The organism is Kutzneria sp. NPDC052558, assembly GCF_044547355.1.
GTDB lineage: Bacteria > Actinomycetota > Actinomycetes > Mycobacteriales > Pseudonocardiaceae > Kutzneria.
The window spans coordinates 1-24,203 of sequence record NZ_JBIUAG010000020.1; the positions used below are offsets into that span (position 1 = coordinate 1).

Here is a 24,203-nt window from a genome sequence, read left to right on the forward strand (position 1 = left end):
TCCGCCTGCCTCGATACGCAAGAAGCTTATGCCATCGCCCCCCTCCACACAAAATCCACCCTCCGATTGTCAAAGCGGAAAGTCTGTGTTGCCAGGTGCTTTCGCGGGTCGCCAACCCCGCTTTGCTGGAGTAGGAGTTTCGGTTCGCTCTGGAGTTGTCAAAGAACGGTAGCGCGGGGCGGGCGGCGGGCGGGGCGGGAATGCGTGGTGGTCAGTACTGGTGGGGCTGGGTGGTGTAGTGGCGGCCCTGGGGAGTGACCCAGTGCAGAGTGCCGTCGTCGTCGAGGGTGACGGTGTGGTCGCCATGCTTGATGTGGTGGTGGTGTTGGCAGTAGCCCTTGAGCTGGTCCGGATTCGTCTTACCCTGGGGCCAGGGAACGGTGTGGTCGATTTCCTGGATCGGGTTGACACAGCCCGGTGCGCAGCAGGTACCGCCGTCACGGAGCTTGGTGAACTCCCGACACCGCGCCGGGGGCTTGTAGAGGTGGGTGGCCAGGGCGGCGGCCCGCTGATACTCATCGAGCAGGACCCCGCGCCACGGGCCGAGCATCGCGAGTTCGCGGGCGGAGTCGGCGCTGATCGGGCCGTAGCCATCGAGCAGACCCGGGTCCTCGGTCAGGCCCATGAGGGTTTCCATGGAGAGGGTGACGTGGACCTGGACTTTGCGGTCGATGCCGTACCCGAGGAAGCGGTCCAGGAACGCGTCGACTCGTTTCTGGTCGGTGGTGCGGCAGTCCTTGCACAGCGCGCGGGCGTCGGCGGTGGTGATGTCGTAGCACTGGCGGGCGTCGATGGCGGACATGCGGATGCGGAGTTCGGCCATGCCGTTGGGCAGCGGGTAGAACTCGATCCGGCGTTCCTTGTCACGGGCCTTCTGGCGGCGCTGCTCGTAGCCCAGCGGGTCGGCCTCGGCGACCAGCTTGGTGGTCCGGCGCGCGAGTTGGGTGCGGGTCAGCTCAGCGGCCACTCCGACCAGTTGGTCTTCGATGTGGGGGATCGTGGCGGGGTCGAGGTGGACCACCCGCTCGTCCACGGTCTCCACCCGGCGCAGGTCGATCTCCCCGCGTCGCAGCTGCTCACACAGCCGAGGAAGCCGGTCCAGGACCTCGGCGCGCTCCTGCTGGCGGAACAGGGACTGTTCGGACTCGTGGGTGGCCATGGACATCTCGGCCAGGTCCTCGAAATTCCGGAGAATGCACAGCCGAGCATGGTCGGCAACCGCTGTAATCTTGCGGGCCATGACGAATGCGGTGACTTGTTGCTCGGGTGTGAGGGTGGAGAGATCCGCGCCGAGGAGCAGGTCCAGCATCGCTCCCGAAGGCTCAGCAGACTCCAGCTCCCGGGCGATTTCTTCCATACCCCAACGATACCCCTATTGAAGATCCAAATCGAACCACTAACGGGTGAAATCCCGTTTCATGCATAATCGCGACGACGACCCCACAGAAAGCACCACGGCGACCATCATCTACACCTCCAGGCTCCGGAGGGTGGATTTTACGCGGAGGGGGGCGATGGCATAAGCTTGTTGCGTATCGAGGCAGGCGGAGCCTGCCCGATAGCGCCTTGATACGCCATCGCCCAGAGGTCTCCGCGTAAAATCCACCCGGAGTCAGCTGGATAACGGCCCCTCACCCCTCAAACAGACGCCACCCCGCCGCCACCAACCCAAAACGATCCACCCCACCCCCAGCCGGACAACCCCCACCCCTCACCGCAATCCACACCCCCGGCAACCGCGCGGCGCGGGCACAAGAATCACACCCACCCCACAGACACCACTCACGCCGCCGACCCGAACTTGGCGTCGATATCGCGAACCGCAAGATCAGCAATACGTGCCGCCGCCGAGCGCGGAGTGATGGCAGCACGGTCGGCCTCATCCAGAACCGCCGCCACCAGCCGGCGCATCGCCGCGCGGATCTTGGCGAAGGCGCTGTCGGAGTCGGGCTGGACGTCGCCGAACAGGGTCCACCACCACCAGGTGCTGGTGGCGGAGTTGGCGACGACGTCGGGAATGACCAGCGCGCCCCGCTGCACCAGCCGGCGTTCGGCCTCGGGCAGCACGGGCATGTTGGCGGCCTCGACGACGACCCGGGCCCGCACCTGGTCGACGTTGCGCTCGTCGATGGCGTAGGAGAACGCGGCGGGCACGAGGATCTCGGCGTCGACGTCGAGCCAGCGGTCGCCGGGCAGCAGGTGGTCGCCGGGGCTGAGGTCGTCGCGGTCGAAGGTGCCGTGGGCGTCCCGGCCGCGCAGCAGCCGTTCCACGTCTAGACCGTCCTGATTGGCCACGATGCCTTTGACGTCGGCGATGCCGACGACCCGCACGCCGGCTTCGGACAGGAATCGGGCGCTGGCCCCGCCGATGGCCCCGAAGCCCTGGACGAACGCGCGCACGCCATCGGCGGGCAGAGCCAACCGGTCGAGGGCGGCAAGTGCGGCCTCGGCGACTCCGCAGCCGCCGACGAGCTCGTCGAGCGTGATGCCGCCGACCCGGACCTGGAAAGCCTTGCGCAGCCGGGCCCGCGCGGCCCGCTCGTCGTCCAGCAGCGGGTACACGGCCTGGATCGACGAGGAGAAGCCGAGTTCGGCGAGCACCTTGTCGATCGTGGACTGTCGCAGCCCGAGATCTTCGCCCATGGTCCAGAACCGCTCGACGTAGGGCCGCATCGCGGTCAGGTACCGCCGCAGCACGTCGGTCGCCCTCGGGTCGTACGGATCCCAGTCGATGCCGCCTTTCGCGCCACCCAACGGGATGTAGCGTCCGGACGGGTCGTAGTTGAGCGCCTCCCGCACCGATGTGCCGGCGGCCAGGCCGCGCACCTCGTCGAGGGTGCAGCCCGCCCGCATCCGCAGTCCGCCACTGCTCACTCCGCGCACCAGCCGGTCGATCACGAGATAGCCGTGGCAGCCGGTCACGGGGTCGGTCCAGGTGACCTGAAGGTAGGGTTCGCGCACCTGGCCACCTCCTCGCTGGTGACGTGCGGATATGCAGGTACCGCACAGTTGACCCGACGGCTGACTGATGTGTCAATCAACGCGCCCCGACCGCAACCGATGCGTCAGCTGCCGGACACCAAAGCCGAGGCCACGGGTGGTGAGGCGGCGGCGACGATACGTGCTCACACCGCCCCGACGGTCGCGCACAGTGATCATGCGATGACACTTTGAGTCCACTGTGGACCATCCGAAGAGAACCGTCCGCAGTGGACTATTCGACGCCGATCAGGGCCACGCTCTCGTTCTGGCCGCCGGAATATCCGGTCAGTTCCACCTCCGGATGGCTCAACCGCAGGTGCCGACCCAGCTCGTCGCCCAGACCGGCGGGCGCGTCGGCCCCGTCGAAGACCGTGACCAACTCGCCGCCGGCATCCAACATCCGGTCGACCAGACGGCAGGCGGTGGCGACCAGATCGGCCGGCGCGGGCTCGATGAGCACCACTTCGCCGTCGATCAGCCCGAGCGCGTCCCCCGGTTGGCAGCGGCCGACCCAGGTCATCGCCTCCCGCTGGGCGATGACCAGCTCGCCCCGCCGGGTCGCGGCGGCGGCCTCGGCCATCGCGACGACATCGTCGCCCGAGCGCCGGCTCGGGTCGTGCACGGCCAGCGCGGCCAGGCCCTGCACCGGCGATGCGGTCGGCACGAGAACGACGTCACGGCCGTCGGCCTCGGCCAGTTCGGCCGCCTCGGAGACCAGACCGGCCAACGCGATGTCGTTGGGCAGCACCACAACCTGGGCCGCGCCGGTCTGGGCCAGCACCTCGAGCAGATCGTCGACGGCCGGTTCCCATCCCTGCTGCCGTTCGAGCACGATCGCCCCCTCGGCCCGGAACAGTTCGGCGACGCCGTCGCCGGCCACCACGGCGACCACCGCCCGGTCACGTTCGAAACGGGCTTTCTGATCGGCGAACCGCGTGACGCTGATCCGGTGCGGGCGGCCGTTCTCGATGCCGACCTCGATCGCCGCGCCGATGTCGTCGCAGTGCACGTGGACCGACCACAGCCCGTGCCCGTCGCCGGCCACCACCACGCTGTCGCCGAGCTCGGCCAGCCGGTCCCGCAGCGCCTGCTCGTCGGCGAGACCGTCGAGCAGGTACATCACCTCGTACGCGAAGCCGCTGCTCTCGTGCACCAAGGCGGCCTTGGTCGCACTCATCGGCGGCAGGTCGTGGTCGACGTCACGCTCGACCCGCTCCGCCACGACCGTGGCCAACGCGTCGAGCAGCACCAGCAGGCCCCGGCCGCCGGCGTCCACGACCCCGCGTTCGGCCAGCACGGCCAGCTGGCGCGGGGTGTCCGCAAGCGCTTGCGCGGCCGCCTTCACGGCGGCGGTCGCCACCTCGTCCAGCAGGTCGGAGCCGCATTCCTCGGCTGCGTCGGCGGCCGCCGTGAGCACCGACAACACGGTGCCGGCGGCCGGCTTCGACACGGCGGCGGTGGCCAGTTCGTCCGCCCGCCGCAGCGCCGACCGCAACGCCGCCCCGCTGACCGTGCGGGCGCCTTCCCAGCTCTCGGCCAGCCCGCGCAGCACCTGCGAGAGGATCACGCCCGAGTTGCCGCGGGCCCCCGCCACCGCCCCCTTGGCCAGCGCCGACACCGCCGCGCCGACGGCGTCGGCCGGGTCGCGGACCAGGGCGTCCAGCGCCGACCGCATGGTGTGCAGCAGATTGGTGCCGGTGTCGCCGTCGGCGACCGGGAACACGTTGATCCGGTCGATCGCCTCGCGGTCGGCGTCCAGGGCGCGCACGACGGCCGCCGCCCACCGGCGGACCGCGTCGGCGTCCAGCGCCTGAAGCACGTCCGGCCCCTCCTCTCCCAGCCCTCCGCGGCGAGGGTAGCGGGGGCGGTTTGGAGCGGCGCCGGATCACCGGTTACCCTGTCCAGGTTGCTCTGGTCCGTGATTGGCCCGGATCAGCGCGTCCGCACCGGTGGCAACGATCGGTCGGATGCCACCTGAGGACTCGCATTTACTTGAAGGAGTGTCTGACATGGCTGCCGTCTGCGACGTCTGCGGCAAGGGGCCGGGCTTCGGCATGTCGGTCTCGCACTCGCACCGCCGGACCAACCGCCGGTGGAACCCGAACATCCAGTCGGTGCGCGCCAAGGTCGCGCCCGGCCAGCGTGCCCGGGTCAACGTGTGCACCTCGTGCCTGAAGGCCGGCAAGGTCGTCCGCGGCTGAGAAAGCTGACGCTGCACCACAGGCGGTGAGGCCAAGCCTCACCGCCTTTTGGCGTGCGGGCAAGACGAAGAGCCCGAGGGATGTCGGTCCCTCGGGCTCTTCGCCGCGTCCTGGTCAGGCCACGAGCGCGGGTTCCGGGCCGGGCGCGGGGGTCCGGGCGAACCGCTGGGCCAGCCAGGCGCAGACCATGAGCTGGATCTGGTGGAACAGCATCAGCGGCAGCACGATCAGGCCGACGCTCTGCCCGGCGAACAGCACGCTGGCCATCGGCAGGCCGCTGGCCAGGGACTTCTTCGAGCCGCAGAACATGATCGTGATGCGGTCCTCGCGGGAGAAGCCGAGCAGCTTGGGCCCGAACCAGGTGACCGCCAGCACCAACGCCAGCAGCGCCGCGTTCACGCCGACCAGGACCAGCAGGCTCGTCACCGACAGCTGGCCCCAGATGCCGGCGACCACGCCCTCGCTGAACGCCGTGTAGACGACCAGCAGCACCGAGCCGCGGTCGACCAGCCCCAGCACCGCCTTGTGCCGGGTCACGAAGCCGGTGAGCCAGCGGCGGGTCAGCTGTCCGAGCACGAACGGCAACAGCAGTTGCAGCATGATGTCGCCGACCGCGCCGGCCGAGAAGCCGCCGCCGTTGGTGGTCAGCAGCGCCCCGACCAGCAGCGGCGTCAGCACGATGCCGACCAGGTTGGAGAACGACGCGCTGCAGATGGCCGCCGACACGTTGCCGCGGGCGATGGACGTGAACGCGATCGAGGACTGCACCGTCGAGGGCAGGCAGCAGACGTAGAGCAGGCCGATGTAGAGGTCCGGCGAGATCACCCCCGGCGCCAACACCCGCAATGCCAGCCCCAGCAGCGGGAACAGCACGAACGTCGAGGCGAACACGATGCCGTGCAGCCGCCAGTGCTTGATGCCGGCCAGCGCCTCGCGGGGCGACAGGCGGATGCCGTACAGGAAGAACAGCAGGCCGATCGCCACCGTCGTCGCGTTGCCGAACACCGGTACCCACAGTCCCCGCGCCGGCAGCAGGGACGCGAGGGCGACGGTGCCCAGGATGGCCACGATGTAGGGGTCGATTCGACGCATACGTCCAGCATCGGCCCTACCCAGCGATTCGGAAACACGCTAACCGCTCTGACTGTGTTCACGAAACGCGATAACGTCGGGGGCGGTCGCACAATGGCCGCATGTGCCGAAGCATCAAGACCCTGCGCCCGCCGTTCACCGACCACGTCACCGACGCCGACGTCCGGGCCGCCGCCCTCCAGTACGTCCGCAAGCTCTCCGGCTTCCGCCAGCCCGCCGCCCACAACGCCGCCGCCTTCAATCAGGCCGTGGACGCCGTAGCCGCCGCGACCGCGGAGTTGCTGTCATCCCTGGAGGTCCGCGGCCACCAGCACTAGCGCTGCCTCAGCCTCCGCACCACGACCAGCGCCAGGAGCAGATAGAAGACGGTCGCCACAGCCGGATGCTGCGCGCCGCCGCTGGCACTGGGCTGCGGCTGGTCGGCGACACTGACGATCACCGCGCCCCAGCCGACCACCGTCAAGCAGATGAGCGCCGCCCGCCCGATCGTGGCCAGTCGCCTGAACGCGAGCCCGTCCAAGGCCCACAGCACGAACATCCCCAACGACAACTGGCTCCGGCTCCGCGTGACCAGCCACCACACCGAACCGATCGCACCCAGGACCACCACGCCGACGACCAGGCCGGCCAGCCGCGCCCCGACCGAATCGTCGCCGGCGATGGCGAACGCCAGGAAGCCCGGAAGGATCGACAACCCGAAGATCGGGGCGAGGCTGAGCAGCCATTCGCCGCACCATCGCGCGAACCGGGCCAGCCACCTCCGACGGGGCTTGGCCGGCAAGGCGTAAGGGATCGCCGCCGCGGCGGCGGGCGTGACCGGCGACGACATGCCCAGCGGCGGGGTGGCCGGCGGCTGGTAGCTCAGTGGCGGCGGCGTGGCCGGCGCAGACTGCTGGCCCGGCGGTGTCAGGGCCGCGCCGTGGTAGTGGATGTGGTTGTGGATGCCGCCGGCGACGTCCCCCGTCTGGAACAGCGCGCCGTGCACCTCGCCCGACATGTCGTTGTCGGTGCTGCGGGTCAGCCGCCGGGGGTCCTCGCCCGGCGGCTCCGGTCTTCCGCTGGTCATGGCAGTTTCCAGTCGATGGGCTGCGCGCCCTGGCGGGTGAGCAGGTCGTTGGCGCGGCTGAAGGGCTTGGAGCCGAAGAAGCCCCGGTCGGCCGACATCGGGCTGGGGTGGGCGGACTCGATGCACGGCACGCCGGACAGCAGGGGGGCGAGGCTGCGGGCGTTGCTGCCCCAGAGGATGGCGACCAGCGGGGTGCGGCGGCCGGCGAGGGCGCGGATGGCCTGCTCGGTGACTTCCTCCCAGCCCTTGCCCTTGTGCGAGTTGGGGCGGCCGGGGGCGACGGTCAGGGACCGGTTGAGCAGCAGCACTCCCTGCTCGGCCCACGGCGACAGGTCGCCGTTGGACGGCCGTGGCAGGCCGAGGTCGGACTCCAGCTCGGTGTAGATGTTGGCCAGGCTGCGCGGAATCGGCCGCACCTCGGGCGCGACGGAGAAGCTGAGGCCGACGGCGTGCCCGGGGGTGGGGTACGGGTCCTGGCCGACGATGAGCACCCGCACGTCGGCGAAGGGCTGCTTGAACGCCCGCAGCACGTTCTCGCCGGCCGGCAGGTAGGTGCGGCCGGCGGCCACCTCGGCCCGCAGGAAGTCGCCCATCGAGGCGATCCGGTCGGCCACGGGGGCCAGCGCCTGCGCCCAGCCGGCTTCGACAACTTCGGTCAACGGACGGGTAACCATGCCGCGAACTGTATCCGCCGCCCCCGACACTCCCGACGCCAGCGGTTGCGCCACATGTGGCCCACAATCCGCATCGGATGTCGAATGTGGTCCACATGTGGCGAAAAAAGACCGGGCCGGCGGCGCGGCAGCCGCCCGCGCCGCCGGGGAGGAGCCGGGTGGGCGGGCCTGTGGCCAGGACAGGACCCCGAGGACCCGCCCACCCGGTTCAGGCGCTGGCGAGCGCGACGGCCTCCTTGCGGGCGCCGTACCGTCGCGCCAGCCAGGCGCACACCATGAGCTGCAGCTGGTGGAACAGCATCAGCGGCAGCACGGCCAGGCCGACGGTGGCCGCGGGGAACAGCACTGTTCCCATGGGCAGGCCGCTGGCCAGGGACTTCTTGGAGCCGCAGAAGACGATGGCGATCTCGTCCTCGGTGGCGAACTTCAGCCGCCGGGCGGCGACGGTGGTCGCGACCATCACGATCGCCAGCAGCACCGCGTTGACTGCCAGCAGGACCACCAGCGACACCCACGACAGCCGGCCCCAGATGCCGGCCACGACGCCCTCGCTGAAGGCGGCGTAGACGACGAGCAGGATGGAGCCGCGATCGACGTAGCCGAGCACCTTCTTGTGCCTGGTGACGAATCCGCCGATCCACCGCCGCAGCAGCTGGCCGGCGATGAACGGGGCCAGCAGCTGCACCATGATGTCCCGCACCGCGCCGAAGGAGATGCCGCCGGCGCCGGTGAACAGGAACACGGTGACCAGCAGCGGCGTGAGCACGATGCCGACCAGGTTGGAGAACGAGGCGCTGCAGATGGCCGCGGCGACGTTGCCGCGGGCGATCGAGGTGAACGCGATCGAGGACTGCACCGTGGAGGGCAGGCAGCACAGGAACATCAGCCCGGTCCACAGCTCCGGCGTCAGCGCCCACGGCACCAGCAGCCGACACAGCAGGCCCAGCAACGGAAACAGCACGAACGTGGCCGTGAAGACCAGGCTGTGCAGTCGCCAGTGCTTGAGGCCGTCGATCGCCTCCCGGGTGGAAAGCCTTGCCCCGTAAAGAAAGAACAGCAGGCCGATCGCGATCGTCGTCGCGTGGCCGAAGCCGGTGGCCACCGCCCCGCTCGCCGGGAGCAGCGAGGCGACGGCCACCGTCAACAGCAGTGCGACGATGTACGGATCAACCCGCAACCGGGACATCGACACGGTCCTGCTTGGGGTGGTGCCGGGAGATGTTGCGCTCCATGAGCTCGATCGACGCGGCCACGCCGACGTCGCCCTCCTTGACCTCGGGCAGCCGGCCGTCGTTGGCCCGCAGCTCCAGCAGCGCGTTGTCGATGGCGGTGTGCGCGGCGAACAGGCACGGCGTGGAGTAGATGGCCACGTTGACGCCGAGGTCCTCGAGCTCGGTCAGCGACAGCCGCGGCGACTTGCCGCCGGCGATCTGGTTGAACAGCAGCGGCTTGTCGCCGATCACGGCGCGCACCTTGGTGATCCAGTCCACGCTGCGCACGCCGTCGACCAGCAGCACGTCGGCGTCGGTCTGGGCCAGGGCCTCGGCCCGGCGCAGGATCTCGGCCTCCTCGGTGGCGTCGGTGCGGGCGACGACCACCAGGTCGCGGCGGGTCTCCAGGACCAGGTTGAGCTTCTCGAGGTACTCCTCGAGCGGGAGGATCTGCTTGCCGTCGACGTGGCCGCAGCGGCGCGGCCGCTTCTGGTCCTCCAGGATCACGCCGGACGCGCCGATGCGCTCCAGGTTCTCCACCACATGGCAGGCGACCTCGGGGTCGACGTAACCGTCGTCGATGTCCACGAGCAGGTGCTGCTGCGGGAAGGCCAACCGCAGCCGCTGCACGAAATTGACCATGTCCGGCCACGCGATGAACCCGATGTCCGGCAGCCCGTAGTAGGACGCCGCGAAACCGAATCCGGAGATGAACATGCCACCGTAATGCTGCGCGGCCAGTGATGCGGAGAACATGTCGAACACACCGATCAGCGGCGTGATGCTGTCGCCCTGAACGTCGCGGCGCAGTGCGCTGCCGTAAGTCATGCGTGAACCCCTTTGAATGAGCGAAGACGTCTCATTGCCCCACAGTGAGATGCATTCGAACCGCGAAGGTCAAGAGAACATTACCTTGACCGTCCGCACCGACGGTAGTGACTGAAGATCGGGACTACCAGCGTCCAAACGGGCAAACATCCCATGTGAGCGTCACTCACAGTAGTCAGATGCCACTCTTATGCAGTAACGATCGATCCGCTGCCCGACCTGCGAAAAAAAACGGAATGGCGGACTGTAAAACCTAAGTAAAGTATGCGAGTGATCTGGAACACCGATTGGTCGTAATGGGTTCCGCGATCACCGGACCGGCGGTCGTCGGCGGTCCGATGCCCACGGTAAAACGCGCTCGATCGGCGTCACCATAGACCGACCGAGTGACTCTCATGTCTACTCAGCGTGTCAGCGAAGCCGACCACTCACTCGGGTGAGCACAACGGCGGGCCAATCTGCGCCGTAAAGAAGTATTTCGACGTCACCGGGCGCCTCGGGATCCATGCGCCACTTCGGCCGCACGGCCACCAGCGAGGCCAGCGGACGGGTGGCCAGCCGGCGCGCCGCCCACGGCAGCCGGGCGTGGGCCAGCAGGGCGCCGTCGTCGGGATCGGCCAGCACCACGCGGGTCCAGTCGCCGCGCACCGGGAGCAGCCGGACGTCCGTCCAATCAGGACCGTCCTGGAGCCACTTGGCCGCCATCGCGGCCTTGCCCCGCAGCCGCAGCGGGACCAGCACCGGCGCGGTCGGGCCGGGGGCCTGGAACACGTGCCCGAACTGTCGCGGGCGCAAGAACTTGCGGCCCTTGGGCTGGTACGGCAGTGACAACGGCAGCACCTGCTCGTTGCCGTCGAGCACGAGCACCCCGTGCTTGCCGTGCTCGATGTCGCCGAGCAGCACCGCCGACGCGGGCTCGCCGTCCACCCGCAGGCCGCCGAGGTCGATTCCCTCCGGCACGCCGAACAACTGGTCGACCGGGCCGCCCTGCTCCGAGCCGACGGAGATCTCCGGCATCGCCCGGCCGCCCGGGCTGTACCAGCGCATCTGGGCGTAGACCCGACGCCTCGGCTCGCGGTGGGCGACCAGCGAGATGAGCTCGTTGCGGCGGGGTTCGCGGGCGCTGTCGCCGCGGATCAGGGACAGGCCGGCGGCGCCGAGCGCGATCGCCGCGCCCACCAGGACCAGCCACAACGGCAGCCAGCCGGACACCAGGACGATCGCCAGCGAGCCGACGACGCGTAACCACATGGGCACCCGGGAGTGGGTGATCGGCGGCGGCGCGTCAAAACGTGCCGGCAACACCAGCTCATCCGGTAACGCGTCGTCCTCGACGGTGGCCACAACGCCCCTCTCCAGTGTCCCCCGGAAGGGTACTAGTCGAGGCGACGCAGACCGTGGCGATACGCCCGCGCGTTGCCGACATAGAGCTCGACGATGCCCTTGGTCATGTCCTCTGGGACCTCATGCCCCTCGCGGACGCGGGCCGGCACGCCCAGCGCCATCGACCGCGGCGGCACCACGCCGCCGAACGAGACCACCGCGCCGGCTCCGACCACCGCGCCGTCGCCGACGACGGAACCGTTGAGCACCACCGAACCGGAGGCGATCAGGCAGCGGTCGCCGACGGTCGCGCCCTCCACGTGCGCGTTGTGCCCGAGCACGCAGTCGGAGCCGATGACCGTCGGGTGGATCTGGGTGCAGTGCAGCACCGTGCCGTCCTGCACGCTGGTGCGCTCGCCGACGGTGATCGTGCCGTAGTCGCCGCGCAGCACCGCGTGCGGCCACACCGAGGAGTCGGCCCCGATGGTCACCGCGCCGATCACGGTGGCGTCGGGATGCACGTAGGCACCGGGGTGGATGGAGGGGACGAGATCGCCCAACGCGTAGATCGCCACGAGAACTTCCTTCACTGCCAGACAGTCAACGCCAGTGTTCCCAGCCGGAGGTGCCCTCGTACGGCCGGCCGTCCACCGTCACGCCGGCGCCGCGGCGCACGGTGCCGATGGTGGCCCAGCCGTCGGGCACGTCGGCCGGTTCGGGGAAGGTGGCGGCCAGGGCGTGGTCCTCGCCGCCGGTGAGCACCCAGTGCCGCGGGTTCGCGCCCAGCGCCGATCCGACGTCGATCAGCCGCTGGTGCACCGGGAGGAGATCGGTCCGGATGTCGATCGCCACACCCGAGGCTTCGGCAATGTGGCCGACATCACTGAGCAATCCGTCGGACACATCGAGCATGGCCGACGCGCCCGCCTCGGCCGCCTGCGGGCCGGCCGCGTAGGGCGGTTCCGGGGCCTGCTGCGCGCCCACGATCGCCACCGGCGACCGGAAGCCGCGGCCCAGAACCGCGAGCCCCGCGGCGGCCCAACCGAGCCTTCCGCACACCGCCAACACGTCCCCGGGGGCCGCGCCGGAGCGGGTCACGGGGGCCAGTCCGCGCATGTCTCCCAGCGCTGTAATAGAGATCACGAGCGTCGGACAGCCGACCATGTCGCCGCCGACGACCCCGGCGCCGGCTCGGCGGGCCTCGTCCCACAGGCCGTTGGTGATGCCCTCGACCAGCGCGGCCGGAGTGTCGGCGGGGCAGGCCATGCCGACCAGCAGCGCGGTCGGGGACGCCCCCATGGCCGCCACGTCGGCCAGGTTCACCGCCGCCGCCTTGCGTCCGACCTGCTCGGGCGTCGACCAGTCGAGTCGGAAGTGGACACCCTCGACGAGCACGTCCGTGCTGGCCACCACCCGACCGTCGGGGGCGGCCACCACCGCGGCGTCGTCACCGGGGCCGAGCAGGGTCGAGGAGGGCTGGGCGCGGCCGCGCGTGACCCTCCTGATGAGACCGAACTCACCCACTCCGGCGACCGTGTCCGCGTCTGGGGGCGGCTCCGGGCGCAAGATTGCCTCCGATCATGAGCAGTCGGAACCCCGACTGAGGTACGTTCTGGCCACGTTCCTACCCCGTGCCGGCTGATCGAGACGAAGGGGCGCGCCGTGGTCCACGCGTACATCCTGATCCAAACCGAGGTCGGAAAGGCGGCTGCGGTGGCAGCTGAGATCTCCGGCATAGCCGGCGTCACCACCGCGGAGGACGTCACCGGCCCGTACGACGTGATCGTGCGCGCCGACGCCGACACCGTCGACCAGCTGGGGCAGCTGGTGGTGGCCCGGATCCAGAACGTGGAGGGCATCACCCGGACCCTGACGTGTCCGGTCGTGCACCTGTGATGGAGTAGCGGGGTGAGCGTCACCCCGTCCAAGCCCGTGCTGGCCGTCGCGATCGGCCTGCCGGCGCTGCTCGCCGTCGTCGTGGCGGCGTTCGGCGTGATCGGCGGGTCGGCCGCGGCGCCGCCGCCCCCGTCCGCCGGCGACGACCGGACCGGCCCGCTGGCCCTGGTCACGATCGACGCGCCGGACGCCGGGTCCAAGGCGTGCGACGACCTGCTCAAGGCGTTGCCGACGCAGGTCACCGACGCCGGGCAGCAGGTGCCGCGGCGCGAGCTGGCCAAGCCCGCGCCGCCGGCCACCGTGGCCTGGGGCGACGCCCAGCACGAGCCGATCGTGCTGCGCTGCGGCATGGGCCGGCCGCCCGAGCTGACCCAGACCGCCCAGCTCGGCGCCGTGAACGCGGTGCAGTGGCTGGACGTCGTCGGCGACGCCGGCACGCTCACCCACTACGTCGTGGACCGGTCGGTGTACATCGCCCTGACCGAGTCCAAGGACGCCGGCACCGGTCCGGTGCAGGAGGTGTCGGCGGCGGTGAAGAAGGTCCTGCCGCCCCAGGCGGTCGCCGCCAACCCAGGCTGACCTTGCCTGGAGTTGACAGATCAACGAGGCTATCCGGCCAGCAGGTCGATGAGCGGCGGCAGGACGCTGATCAGCTGGTCCCGCGAGCAAGCGGTGTAGCCGATCGCAACGCCGTGCCAGCGCGGCGGTCCGGCATGGCGGCGCTCCAGCCCGTCGAGCCGGACCCCGAGCCGCGCGGCCCGCCGCACCACCTCGCGTTCCCGTTCCACCGACGGCAACAGCACCACGACGTGCGAGCCGGCGTCGTCGCCGAGGATGGGAATCCCGGCGGCGCGAAGGCTTTCCACCACGAGCACCCGCCGCTCGGACAACTCGCGCCGCAGCCGGCGCAGGTGCCGCCCGAGATCTCCGTTGCGCGCCAACTCGACCAGCACCCGCTGCCCGGACGGCGCGGGCCCGATGCCGGTCAGCTCGCGGTAGGCCAGCACCGCGCCGGCCACCTCCGGCGGCGCGACGAGCCAGCCGGCGCCGAGGGTCGGGGTGAGGATCTTGCTGGTGGTGCCCAGGTGCACGACGACGTCGGGGGCCAGCGCGGCCAGCAGCGGCAACGGGGCGACGTCGTAGCGGAGCTCGCCGTCGTAGTCGTCCTCGATGATCAGCCAGCCCTCGCGGCGGGCCCGTTCCACCAGCGCGACCCGGCGGGCAGCCGGCAGCCGGCTGCCCAACGGGTACTGGTGGGCCGGCGAGCAGTAGACCGCCTTGACACCACTGGGAATCTGGTCGACGAGGATGCCGTCACGGTCCAGCGGCGCGGGCAGCACGTGGATGCCGCCGGCCTTGAACGCCTCGACCGCCCGCAGGTAACCGGGTTCCTCCACCGCGACCGTGTCACCGGGACGGAACACGCTCACCGCCATCTCGGCCACGGCGGCGCTGGTGCCGCTGGTGGCCAGCACGGCCTCGGTCGCGAGCCCTCCTCGGATCGTCAAACCCCGGTGCCGCAACAGGTGCTCGGCCACGGCCTCGCGGTACTCGGGCAGCCCCGGCGGATAGTGGCTCACCAGCGGATCGGCGTCGGCGGCCGAGCGCCAGGCCCGTCGCCAGGCGGCGCGGTCCAGCCCGCCGACCCACGGCCGGCCCAGTTCCAGGGAGACGACCTCCGGCTCGGGCGCGGCGGCGCGGGCCCGGTCGGCCGGCTCCGGCGAGGTGCCGGGCGGAGTGGTCGTCACATACGTGCCGGAGCCGTGCCGGCCGGCGATCCAGCCCTCGGCCAGCAACTGGTCGTACGCGGCCGAGGTGACGGTCCGGCTCACCTTGAGGTGGCTGGCCAGCGTGCGGGTGGACGGCAGCCGGTCGCCGGCCCGCAGCTGGCCGGCCGCGGCGGCCGAGCGCAGGGCGTCGGCCAGCTGCACGGCCAGCGGCGTGCGGGCCTCCCGGTCCAGCCTGATCAGCAGCGCGTCGTCCGAGTCCGGCAAAGTGGCCTTCTCAAATCGGGAAGTAGTGGCACTTCCATAATGCCACTTGCCGGCCGATGCTGGTCAGCGTGAGCCGAACTCCACTGTCACCGACACCACGGACCATCGTCAACCGACATCGGGAACGCGCCCAGACCGACCGCGCGGCCCTGGACGCCGTGCTCGACGCCGGCCTGATCTGCCACCTGGGCGTGGTGTGGGACGACGCGCCGGTGGTGCTGCCCACCGGCTACGGCCGCATCGACGACACGCTCTACCTGCACGGATCCACCGGATCGCGGAGCATGGGCCCCGGGCCGGTATGCGTCACCGTGACCATTGTGGACGGCATCGTCTACGCCCGGTCGGTCATGCACCACTCGATGAACTACCGCAGCGCCGTGGTGCACGGCGCCACCCGGTTGGTCGACGACCCGGAGGAGAAGCTGCGCGGCCTCCAGGCCGTCACCGAGCACCTCGCCCCCGGGTCCTGGGACCACGCGCGGCTGCCCAACAAGAAGGAGCTGGCCGCCACCGTCGTGCTCGCGCTGGACCTCACCGAGGCGTCGGTGAAGATCCGCGCCAAGGGCCCGGTGGACGAGGACTTCGACATCGAGGCCAACACCGCATGGGCCGGCGTGCTCCCGCTGAGCAGCCAGTGGGGCGTTCCCGAGTCGGACTCACCCTTGCCCGTGCCGGAGCACGTGCTCAAGCGGTGACCGGGCCGGCCACCGGGTCGAAGCGGTACGGCGTCATGCGCTGCCGGGTCGGGCCGAACACATGGATGCTCACCGCCGGGTCGTCGCCCTCGTTGCGCATCTGGTGCACGTAGTTCGGCCCGAACACCCGGGACTGCCCGGCGCGCAGCACGTGCAGGGCCTGACCGGCGCGCCCGGGCCGGCCGACCAGCTCGGTCAGCACGCCGTGGACCACGGTGAACGCCCCTTCGGCCCCGCCGTGGTCGTGCAGCTCGGCGCCCTGGCCGGGCAGCCAGCTCATCAGCCACACCTCGTAGTCGGGCGTGCTCTGGATGAGCGCGGTCCAGCGCTCGGCCGGGTCGTAGCGCAGCAGGTGGGCCCAGCCGGCCCGGTCGGCAGCGACCTCACGGACGATCTTGGTGGGCTGCTGCGGCGCGACACGGACGGCCGACAGCACGGTGTTTTCCGGAACGGCGAACATGATGGACTTGTCTTCCTGGTGGGTGCGAGCGAAGGCGTCGGAACGATCACCGAGGAAGACACAGCGCGCCACAGACCCGACAGAGGTCGATGTGACCCCGTCGTTCGGTCATGGCACGCAGCAACATGGTCGCTATTGAACCGGCCCCGCCAGCGCCCGGTCAAGGGCGGCCAGCACGTCCCGTACCAGATCGTGGGAATCCTCCAGTCCGGCGGAGAACCGGACCAGTCCCTCCGGAACAGGGTCGCCCCATCGGGCCCGCCGGTCAGCGGTGCTGTGCAGGCCGCCGAAGCTGGTCGCCGCGGCCACCAGCCGGCTCTCGGCGACGAACTTCGTCACATGCTCGGCCGACGGCAGCACGAACGTGAAGACGCCGCCGAACCGCCGCATCTGCCGGACGGCGACGGCGTGCGACGGGTCGGTGGGCCAGCCGGGCCAGCGCACGTCGGCCACTCCCCCGTGCCGGTGCAGCACCTCGACCAGGGCGGCGGCGTTCTCGGCCTGCCGGGCCAGCCGCACGTCCAGGGTGCCCAGCCCGCGGTGCACCATCCACGTCTCGAACGGGCCGGGGATCGCGCCGCCCATCGACCGCTGCCGCTGCAACTGCGTCCACAGCGCCTCGTCGGTCACCGAGATGTGTCCGAAAAGGACATCGCTGTGGCCGGCGACCGCCTTGGTGTCGCTGGCCACGGAGATGTCCGCGCCCAGCTCCAGCGGCCGCTGGCCGATCGGCGTCGCCGTGGTGTTGTCCACGGCCACCAACGCGCCGGCGGCGTGGGCCAGTTCGGCGATCTCCTTGATGTCGCACACATCCAGGCCCGGATTCGACGGCGTCTCCAGCAGCACCAGCCGCGCCCCGGCCACGACTTCCGGCGTCCACGGGCCGACCGTCGGCACCTCGCGCGCCCGGACGTCGAGCTCGGCGAGGAAGGTCCGCACGAGGTAGTACCCATCAGCGGGAACGACTATCACATCGCCCGGAGACAGCAGTGTCCGCAGGAGCGTGGTGATCGCCGCCATGCCGGACGGGAACACCGTGCACAGGCCCCCGTCCAGGCCGCCGATCGCCGACTCCAGCGCCCGCCAGGTCGGATTGCCGGCGCGGCCGTAGAAGTCGTCCGCGCCGAGGTGGCCAGGGCCTAGATGATACGGGGCGGCCAGCACTGGGCCGGCCAGAAAGGGTTGCCCGGCAACGGGTTCGGCCGAACCCGTGTGCACACACCGGGTGCCGTCGCCCCATTCGGTCATGACCGTTCCGCCTTCTGCGCTCGGCCCAACAGCTCGGCGGCCATCCGGCGCGGGTCGAGGCCGTCGTGGCAGACCCGGCGGACGCCGTCGGTGATCGGCATGTCCACGCCGTGCTTGGCCCCCAGGTCCTGGATGGAGGAACACGACTTCACGCCCTCGGCCACCTGCCCGTGCGTGGCCTCCTGGGCCTGCGCCAGCGTCTCCCCCAGCCCCAGGCGCTCGCCGAAGCTGCGGTTGCGGGACAGCGGCGAGGCACAGGTGGCGACCAGGTCGCCGAGCCCGGCCAGGCCGGCGAAGGTCAGCGGGTCCGCCCCGAGGGCCGCGCCCAGCCGTGCGGTCTCGGCCAGCCCGCGCGTGATCAGCGACGCCATCGTGTTGTCGCCGAAGCCGAGCCCGTGGGCGATGCCACAGGCCAACGCGATCACGTTCTTGCACGCGCCGCCGAGTTCGCAGCCGACGACGTCGGTCAGCGTGTACGGCCGGAAGTAGCCGTTGGCGCTCGCGCGCTGGAGCGCCACCGCGCGCTCGTGGTCCGTGCAGGCGATGACGGTCGCGGTCGGCTGCTGCGCGGCGATCTCCCGGGCCAGGTTCGGCCCCGACACCACCGCCACCTGCGCGGCCGGCACCTGCGCGACCTCGGCCACCACCTCGCTCATCCGCTTGCCGGTGCCCAGCTCGATGCCCTTGGCCAGGCTGACCAGCGTCGCACCGGCCGGCAGCAGTTCCCGCCACGGGGCCAGGTTGGCCCGCAGGGTCTGGCTCGGCACCGCCAGCACCACGGCCTCGGCGCCGTCCAGCGCCAGCAGCGGATCGGCGGTGGCGCGCAGCGTCTCCGGCAGCCGGATGCCCGGCAAGTAGCCGGTGTTCAGCTTCTGGTTGGTGATCTCGTCGGCCACCTCCGGCCGGCGCGCCCACAGCACGACGTCGCGGCCCGCGTCGGCCAGCACCTTGGCGAACGTGGTGCCCCACGACCCGGCTCCCAGCACCGCGATGCGCTGCAACTCCACGTCACTCCCCGTTCTGCTTGGCCTTGGCCGGGGAGTAGAAGCCGGCCGGCGCCTGCTCGTCGCGCGCCTGCGCCACCAGCTCCTTGACCTTCTCCATGATCAGGTCGGTCACCTCGCGCAGCACCTGCGCGGTGACCGGCTGGTTCCGGTAGGCCGACAGGTCGATCGGCTCGCCCAGGATGGAGGTGACGGTCTTGCGCGGGAACGGCCGGAACTTCTTGTTGTAGCCGTCGTAGATCTCGCGGGTGCCCCAGCGGGCGGCCGGGATCACCGGCACGTCGCTGGCCAGGGCCAGCCGGGCCGCGCCGGTGCGGGGGGCCATCGGCCAGCCGTCCGGGTCCTTGGTGATCGTGCCCTCCGGATAGATCACCAGCAGCTTGCCCTCGGCCAGGCCCTTGTTGGCCACGTCCAGGCTCTCCTTGGCCGCGCGCAGGCTCTCCCGCGCGTCACCGCCGCGGTAGACCGGCACCTGGCCGGCGCCGACCAGGACCTTGCCCAGCACCGGGACCTTCCACAGCGAGGCCTTGGCCATGAAGCGCGGCACCCGGTCGTTGTTGTGCACCAGGATCGCGTCGAACACCGGGTCGAGGTGCGAGATGTGGTTCATCACCAGCAGCGCGCCGCCGTGCCGTGGCAGCTTCGGCCCCTTGATGACCCGGTGCGCCAGCAGCTTCACCGTCGGATAGAGGACGATGGCGCACATCCTGATCCACGGCCCGCCCTTCTCCTTGCGCATCCGCACTCCCTCGTTCGTTTTCGTCGGGCCGAGTCTGCATGATGGAGATGTGCGGAGCTACCTCGACCTCGTGGTGCCGGTGAAGCGGCTGGAGCGGGCCAAGTCCCGGCTGGTCGGGGCGGCCGACGGCGGCATCGGCGACCGGCGGGCGCACGCGGACCTGGTGGTGGCTTTGGCGCTGGACACGATCACCGCCGCGGCCGGCGCCGACGGCGTGCGGGACGTGGTGGTCGTCACGTCCGATCCCATGCTCACGGCGGTGTTGCGGGCCGAGGGAATTCGGACCGTGCCGGAGGCGGAGCCGGGCCTGAACGAGGCCTACCGGCACGGCGCGTCGGCGCTGGGTGCTCACGTCGGGGCGTTGCAGGCGGACCTGCCGGCGCTGCGGTCGGCCGAGCTGGCCGCCGCCATCGCGGCCGCCGACGGCAAGCGGGCGTTCGTGCCGGACCGTCAGGGCACCGGCACCACGCTGCTGATCTCCGCCCCCGGCGAGCCGCTGGACCCTCGGTTCGGCGTCGGCTCGGCGCAGGCGCACCGGGCCTCCGGCGCGGTCGAACTCACCGGCGACTGGCCGTCGCTGCGCTGCGACGTCGACACCGAGTCCGATCTGTCCGTCGCCGCCGGGCTCGGCCTGGGCCCGCGCACCGCGCAGCGGTTCCGGCTGTCGGCGTGATCCACAGTGGACCGCGCTAACCTCCCTGTCATGGATTCGGCCGGCATGGAGCAGGCCACCGTGCACACCGCCCACGCGGACGGGTCGGTGACCGTGCTCAAGGACGACGGTCTGCTGGTCGACGTGCCCGCGGCGGCAGTCGCCGCCGGCAGATGGCGGTCGCCGCGGCCCGGCCAGCGGGTGACGCTCGACCGGCAGGACGGTGTGATCGTCGCGATGCGGGCCCCGTCGTAGCTCTGGGTGTTCACCGTGTCGTTCCTCCCGAGCAGCGCCTTTTCTCTTCAGCTGGGGAACAATGGCCACCGTGCGTACGGATACCAACGACGAGGCCACGGCCGAGCAGACCAAGCCCGCCACCGCCAGGGCGCGGCAGCCACGAGCGACCCCCAGGCGGACGAGCACCCGTAGCACCGCGGCCACCGCCAAGGCCGCGGCGGAGACGCCCACGCCCAGCCGTCGGCGCAGCACCGCGAAGGCGGAGCCCGAACCAACGCCCAAGCCCGCGCCCAAGACCCGAGCCCGGGCCGCGAAGGCCGCCCCCGCGGCCAAGAGCACGGAACCGGCGGCGGCCAAGACCGCGGCCGCCGCGAAGGGCTCGGCCGAGAAGCCGACCCGCAGTCGGGCGGCCAAGGCGGCCCCCGCCAGCGAGACCACAGCCGAGACCACGGAAACCGCGAACCCCACACGCACGACGCGGAGCCGGGCCAAGGCCGCCACTGCCCGTACGACGGCCAAGCCCAAGGCCGCTCCCAAGACCCGGACGCCGCGTGCCCGGGCCGTCGCCCCCAAGGCGGAGTCCGTCCCGCTGGCCGACGCCAAGACCGCTGTCGTGACACCCGTTCCGCCGGCCGAACGCACCCGGCTGCCGCGCACCGACAGCCCGGCGCACCGCGTCAGCACGCCGCCGGCCGTGACCGACAAGGAAATCGAGACGGACCTGCCCGACGACCGGTACTTCAACCGGGAGCTGTCGTGGCTGGACTTCAACGCCCGCGTGCTGGCGCTGGCCGAGGACGCCTCGCAGCCGCTGCTGGAGCGGGCCAAGTTCCTCGCCATCTTCGCGTCGAACCTGGACGAGTTCTACATGGTGCGGGTGGCCGGCCTGAAGCGCCGCGAGGAGACCGGCCTGACCGTGCGCAGCGCCGACGGCCTCACGCCGAGCGAACAGCTCAGCCGGATCGCCGCCCGCACCCAGGAACTGGTCGACCAGCACGCCAAGGCGTTCCTCAACGAGATCCGCCCCGGCCTCGAGCAGCACGGCGTGCGCATCGTGTCCTGGCAGGACCTGGAGGAGTCCGACCAGCTGCGGCTGTCCAACTACTTCAGCGAGCAGGTCTTCCCGGTGCTCACCCCGCTCGCGGTGGACCCGGCCCATCCCTTCCCTTATATCTCCGGGCTGTCGCTGAACCTGGCCGTCACCGTGCGCTCCCCCGAGGGCGGGCCGGAGCAGTTCGCCCGCGTGAAGGTGCCGGACAACGTGCCGCGGCTGATCCGGGTCGAGGCCGACCGGCGCAGCGGCACCGCCACTTTCCTGCCGCTGGAGGAACTGATCGCCGCGCACCTGCGCGAGCTGTTCGCCGGCATGGACATCATCGAGTGCCACGTCTTCCGCATCACCCGCAACGCCGACCTGGAGGTCGAGGAGGACCAGGACGAGGACCTGCTCAAGGCCCTGGAACGGGAACTGGCCCGCCGCCGCTTCGGCCCGCCGGTGCGGCTGGAGGTCGGCGACGACATGACCGACCACGTGCTTCGCCTGCTGCTGCGGGAGATGGACGTGGAGCCGGACGAGGTCGTGGAGGTGCCGGGTTTACTGGACCTGTCGTGCCTGTGGCAGGTGTACGGCGTGGACCGCAAGGAGCTCAAGGACCCGCCGTTCGTGCCGGCCACGCATCCCGCCTTCGCCGACCGGGAGACGCCGCGCAGCGTGTTCGCCACCCTGCGGGACGGGGACGTGCTGGTGCACCACCCGTACGACTCGTTCTCCACCAGCGTGCAGCGGTTCATCGAGCAGGCCGCGGCCGACCCGAACGTGCTGGCCATCAAGCAGACCCTGTACCGCACCTCGGGTGACTCGCCGATCGTGGACGCGTTGATGGACGCGGCCGAGGCCGGCAAGCAGGTGGTGGCGCTGGTCGAACTCAAGGCGCGGTTCGACGAGGAGGCCAACATCAAGTGGGCCCGGGCGCTGGAGAAGGCCGGCGTGCACGTGGTCTACGGCCTGGTGGGCCTCAAGACGCACTGCAAGACGGCGCTGGTGATCCGCCAGGAAGGCTCGTCCATCAAGCGCTACTGCCACATCGGCACCGGCAACTACAACCCGAAGACCGCGCGGCTGTACGAGGACGTCGGCATCCTCACCGCCGAGCCGACGATCGGCGCGGACCTCACCGATCTGTTCAACGTGCTGACCGGCTATGCCCGGCAGGACAACTACCGCAGCCTGATGGTCGCGCCCTACGGCGTGCGGCGCGGCATCGTGCGGCGGATCGAGCAGGAGATCGAGCACGCGCGGGCCGGGCGGCGGGCGGGCGTGCGGATCAAGGTGAACTCGCTGGTGGACGAGCAGGTCATCGACGCGCTGTACCGCGCGTCGCAGGCCGGCGTGCCGGTCGAGGTCGTGGTGCGCGGCATCTGCGCGCTCAAGCCGGGGGTGCCCGGACTGTCGGAGAACATCGTCGTGCGGTCGATCCTGGGACGTTTCCTGGAGCACTCCCGGATCTTCCGGTTCCTCGGCAACGACGAACTGTGGATCGGCAGCGCCGACATGATGCACCGCAATCTGGACCGCCGGGTCGAGGTGCTGGTGAAGGTGACCGACCCGAAACTGGTGGCCCAGTTGGACAGCGTGCTGGATTCGGCGCTGGATCCGGCCACCCGGTGCTGGGTGTTGTCGGCCAGTGGCAACTGGGATCCGTCCCCGGCCGACGGTTCGCGGGTTCGCGACCACCAGGTCGAACTGATGAAACTGCACAGCGCGAAGGAACAGCAGGTGTGACTATCTCCGCCGCCGGCGCCGTTGTCTGGCGTCCGACCAGTGTGACCGGGCAGGTCGAAGTCGCCGTGGTGCATCGCCCACGATATGACGATTGGTCACTGCCCAAGGGAAAATTGGACGCTGACGAAACGGAGCCGGCCGCCGCGGTTCGAGAAGTGCTGGAGGAGACCGGCTTCTCCATCGCGTTGGGCCGTCGCTTGCCGTCGACCGAATACACGGTCGACGGCAAGACGAAGGTCGTCTACTACTTCGCGGCCCGGTGCACTGATGGCGACTTCGCCGCCAACGACGAGGTGGACCGGCTCAAATGGGTCTCGCCCGATGCCGCCGGGGATCTGCTGTCCTATGGGCACGACCGGCTCGTGCTGACCGAATTCACCGCCCTACCAGCGCGTTTGAGCACGCTGCTGCTGGTGCGGCACGCCAAGGCCGGCAAGCGCGACGAGTGGGACGGCGACGACGACCTGCGGCCGCTGAGCCCGGCCGGACGGCGGCAGGCAGCGGGCCTGGCCCGGATTCTGCCGCTGTTCGGGGCTGATCGCGTCCATGCGGCCCCGCGGACGCGCTGCGTGGACACGGTGGCCGGGCTGGGCCTGGAGATCCGCAGCGAGCCGCTGCTGTCCGAGGAGGGCTACTGGGTGAGCCCGTCGGCCGGGGTGGCCCGGCTGCTGGACATCGTGGCCGGCGGCGGCACTCCGGTGGTGAGCAGCCAGGGTGGCGTCATTCCCGACGTCATCGCCCGTCTGGCCGACATGAGCGGCCTGCGGCTGGCCGAGATCGCCAGCAAGAAGGGCAGTTTCTGGGTGTTGTCGTTCCGGCCGCCGAAGGCCGGGCGGGAGCCGCGTCTGGTCGCCGCCGACTACTTTCCCAGCCCGCTCCCGAAACCGTCCGGCCGCTAGCCCTGGGGGTCGCCAGACCCCTTGGGCCCCAGGGGTTGTGTCGACAACCCCTGCCGGACCTGGACTTTCCCGGTTCCTGAACCCCGACAACGTGATCAGGGGCCCGTGCTGGACGCACAGGCGGGGTGTCCCCCGGAAAACACGCGAGCGAGGTCTGCGCGACAGCGCAGACCTCGCTCACTCGCGAGTTCACGAATCCGGTACGCGCGGGTCGTGC

At 70.8% G+C, this 24,203-nt stretch carries 25 protein-coding genes; 9 read left to right on the forward strand and 16 right to left on the reverse strand.

Translation table 11 applies throughout. The features are described 5' to 3' along the window. Positions 1-211: 211 nt before the first annotated feature. The 3 genes from ACIG5F_RS30670 to ACIG5F_RS30680 all read right to left on the reverse strand — a co-directional run bounded on the left by ACIG5F_RS30670 (position 212) and on the right by ACIG5F_RS30680 (position 4,801). A complete protein-coding gene (locus ACIG5F_RS30670; protein ID WP_396523386.1) occupies positions 212-1,357 on the reverse strand; it encodes a DUF222 domain-containing protein in 1,146 nt (381 codons plus the stop codon). A 425-nt stretch (positions 1,358-1,782) separates the two neighbouring features. Next, a complete protein-coding gene (locus ACIG5F_RS30675) occupies positions 1,783-2,961 on the reverse strand; it encodes a Glu/Leu/Phe/Val dehydrogenase dimerization domain-containing protein (RefSeq protein WP_396523387.1) in 1,179 nt (392 codons plus the stop codon). 253 nt (positions 2,962-3,214) lie between these two features. Further along, positions 3,215-4,801, reverse strand: coding sequence for a DAK2 domain-containing protein (locus tag ACIG5F_RS30680; RefSeq protein WP_396523388.1), 1,587 nt, complete (start codon positions 4,799-4,801; stop codon positions 3,215-3,217). Positions 4,802-4,991: 190 nt separating this feature from the next. Between ACIG5F_RS30680 and rpmB the strand changes: the two genes are divergently transcribed. Next, the gene (gene rpmB / locus ACIG5F_RS30685) at positions 4,992-5,183 is read left to right on the forward strand and encodes a 50S ribosomal protein L28 (RefSeq protein WP_043722728.1); all 192 of its coding nucleotides are present in this window, start codon (positions 4,992-4,994) and stop codon (positions 5,181-5,183) included. 114 nt (positions 5,184-5,297) lie between these two features. Here rpmB and ACIG5F_RS30690 read toward each other — a convergent pair whose 3' ends face one another. Next, positions 5,298-6,275 (reverse strand): bile acid:sodium symporter family protein, encoded by a 978-nt coding sequence (locus ACIG5F_RS30690; RefSeq protein ID WP_396523389.1) that lies wholly within the window; start codon positions 6,273-6,275, stop codon positions 5,298-5,300. A gap of 101 nt (positions 6,276-6,376) precedes the next feature. On the opposite strand from ACIG5F_RS30690, the gene ACIG5F_RS30695 reads away from it, so the two are divergent. Further along, a complete protein-coding gene (locus ACIG5F_RS30695) occupies positions 6,377-6,592 on the forward strand; it encodes a DUF2277 domain-containing protein (protein WP_396523390.1) in 216 nt (71 codons plus the stop codon). On the opposite strand, the gene ACIG5F_RS30700 is transcribed toward ACIG5F_RS30695, so the two are convergent. From ACIG5F_RS30700 to ACIG5F_RS30730, 7 genes are all read right to left on the reverse strand, one after another. Beyond that, positions 6,589-7,341 (reverse strand): hypothetical protein, encoded by a 753-nt coding sequence (locus tag ACIG5F_RS30700; protein ID WP_396523391.1) that lies wholly within the window; start codon positions 7,339-7,341, stop codon positions 6,589-6,591. The two genes, ACIG5F_RS30695 and ACIG5F_RS30700, sit on opposite strands and share 4 nt — an antisense overlap. Further along, complete coding sequence (locus ACIG5F_RS30705) at positions 7,338-8,015, reverse strand: uracil-DNA glycosylase (RefSeq protein ID WP_396523392.1); 678 nt, start codon at positions 8,013-8,015, stop codon at positions 7,338-7,340. Before ACIG5F_RS30705 ends, ACIG5F_RS30700 begins: the two co-directional genes overlap by 4 nt. A 208-nt stretch (positions 8,016-8,223) precedes the next feature. Then, positions 8,224-9,201, reverse strand: a complete 978-nt coding sequence (locus ACIG5F_RS30710; protein WP_396523393.1) for a bile acid:sodium symporter family protein — start codon at positions 9,199-9,201, stop codon at positions 8,224-8,226. Then, on the reverse strand, positions 9,182-10,054 hold the full coding sequence (locus ACIG5F_RS30715; RefSeq protein WP_396523394.1) for an oxaloacetate decarboxylase: 873 nt from the start codon (positions 10,052-10,054) through the stop codon (positions 9,182-9,184). Before ACIG5F_RS30715 ends, ACIG5F_RS30710 begins: the two co-directional genes overlap by 20 nt. Before the next feature lie 411 nt (positions 10,055-10,465). Continuing rightward, positions 10,466-11,398 (reverse strand): hypothetical protein, encoded by a 933-nt coding sequence (locus tag ACIG5F_RS30720; protein WP_396523395.1) that lies wholly within the window; start codon positions 11,396-11,398, stop codon positions 10,466-10,468. A gap of 32 nt (positions 11,399-11,430) precedes the next feature. Next, the gene (locus ACIG5F_RS30725; protein WP_396523544.1) at positions 11,431-11,952 is read right to left on the reverse strand and encodes a gamma carbonic anhydrase family protein; all 522 of its coding nucleotides are present in this window, start codon (positions 11,950-11,952) and stop codon (positions 11,431-11,433) included. Between the two features lie 25 nt (positions 11,953-11,977). After that, entirely contained in the window at positions 11,978-12,943 is a 966-nt protein-coding gene (locus ACIG5F_RS30730) for a thiamine-phosphate kinase (RefSeq protein WP_396523396.1), read from the reverse strand. Positions 12,944-13,039: 96 nt separating this feature from the next. On the opposite strand from ACIG5F_RS30730, the gene ACIG5F_RS30735 reads away from it, so the two are divergent. Together ACIG5F_RS30735 and ACIG5F_RS30740 are read left to right on the forward strand one after the other, a co-directional pair. Continuing rightward, positions 13,040-13,273, forward strand: a complete 234-nt coding sequence (locus ACIG5F_RS30735; RefSeq protein WP_273935268.1) for an Lrp/AsnC ligand binding domain-containing protein — start codon at positions 13,040-13,042, stop codon at positions 13,271-13,273. A gap of 12 nt (positions 13,274-13,285) precedes the next feature. Beyond that, on the forward strand, positions 13,286-13,852 hold the full coding sequence (locus tag ACIG5F_RS30740; RefSeq protein WP_396523397.1) for a DUF3515 domain-containing protein: 567 nt from the start codon (positions 13,286-13,288) through the stop codon (positions 13,850-13,852). 29 nt (positions 13,853-13,881) lie between these two features. On the opposite strand, the gene ACIG5F_RS30745 is transcribed toward ACIG5F_RS30740, so the two are convergent. Then, positions 13,882-15,267, reverse strand: coding sequence for a PLP-dependent aminotransferase family protein (locus ACIG5F_RS30745; RefSeq protein WP_396523398.1), 1,386 nt, complete (start codon positions 15,265-15,267; stop codon positions 13,882-13,884). Positions 15,268-15,323: 56 nt separating this feature from the next. On the opposite strand from ACIG5F_RS30745, the gene ACIG5F_RS30750 reads away from it, so the two are divergent. Next, the gene (locus ACIG5F_RS30750; RefSeq protein WP_396523399.1) at positions 15,324-15,965 is read left to right on the forward strand and encodes a pyridoxamine 5'-phosphate oxidase family protein; all 642 of its coding nucleotides are present in this window, start codon (positions 15,324-15,326) and stop codon (positions 15,963-15,965) included. Here the strand turns inward: ACIG5F_RS30750 and ACIG5F_RS30755 are convergent. The 4 genes from ACIG5F_RS30755 to ACIG5F_RS30770 form a co-directional block, all read right to left on the reverse strand. Further along, positions 15,955-16,425, reverse strand: coding sequence for a cysteine dioxygenase (locus ACIG5F_RS30755; protein WP_396523400.1), 471 nt, complete (start codon positions 16,423-16,425; stop codon positions 15,955-15,957). The genes ACIG5F_RS30750 and ACIG5F_RS30755 overlap by 11 nt on opposite strands. Positions 16,426-16,557: 132 nt before the next feature. Beyond that, on the reverse strand, positions 16,558-17,673 hold the full coding sequence (locus ACIG5F_RS30760) for a cystathionine gamma-lyase (protein ID WP_396523401.1): 1,116 nt from the start codon (positions 17,671-17,673) through the stop codon (positions 16,558-16,560). Beyond that, entirely contained in the window at positions 17,670-18,674 is a 1,005-nt protein-coding gene (locus ACIG5F_RS30765) for an NAD(P)H-dependent glycerol-3-phosphate dehydrogenase (RefSeq protein WP_396523545.1), read from the reverse strand. Before ACIG5F_RS30765 ends, ACIG5F_RS30760 begins: the two co-directional genes overlap by 4 nt. Positions 18,675-18,681: 7 nt before the next feature. After that, positions 18,682-19,416 (reverse strand): lysophospholipid acyltransferase family protein, encoded by a 735-nt coding sequence (locus ACIG5F_RS30770; RefSeq protein ID WP_396523402.1) that lies wholly within the window; start codon positions 19,414-19,416, stop codon positions 18,682-18,684. 49 nt (positions 19,417-19,465) lie between these two features. Here ACIG5F_RS30770 and cofC point away from each other — a divergent pair, with 49 nt between their 5' ends. From cofC to ACIG5F_RS30790, 4 genes are all read left to right on the forward strand, one after another. Then, positions 19,466-20,089: a 2-phospho-L-lactate guanylyltransferase gene (gene cofC, locus ACIG5F_RS30775; protein WP_396523403.1), complete on the forward strand. Its 624-nt coding sequence runs from the start codon at positions 19,466-19,468 to the stop codon at positions 20,087-20,089. A 30-nt stretch (positions 20,090-20,119) separates the two neighbouring features. After that, the gene (locus tag ACIG5F_RS30780; protein ID WP_396523404.1) at positions 20,120-20,323 is read left to right on the forward strand and encodes a hypothetical protein; all 204 of its coding nucleotides are present in this window, start codon (positions 20,120-20,122) and stop codon (positions 20,321-20,323) included. Positions 20,324-20,393: 70 nt separating this feature from the next. Next, positions 20,394-23,087, forward strand: coding sequence for an RNA degradosome polyphosphate kinase (locus tag ACIG5F_RS30785; protein WP_396523405.1), 2,694 nt, complete (start codon positions 20,394-20,396; stop codon positions 23,085-23,087). A 2-nt stretch (positions 23,088-23,089) separates the two neighbouring features. Continuing rightward, positions 23,090-23,986 carry an NUDIX domain-containing protein gene (locus ACIG5F_RS30790; RefSeq protein WP_396523546.1) on the forward strand — a complete coding sequence of 299 codons (897 nt, stop codon included), beginning with the start codon at positions 23,090-23,092 and terminating at the stop codon, positions 23,984-23,986. Positions 23,987-24,203: the final 217 nt, after the last annotated feature.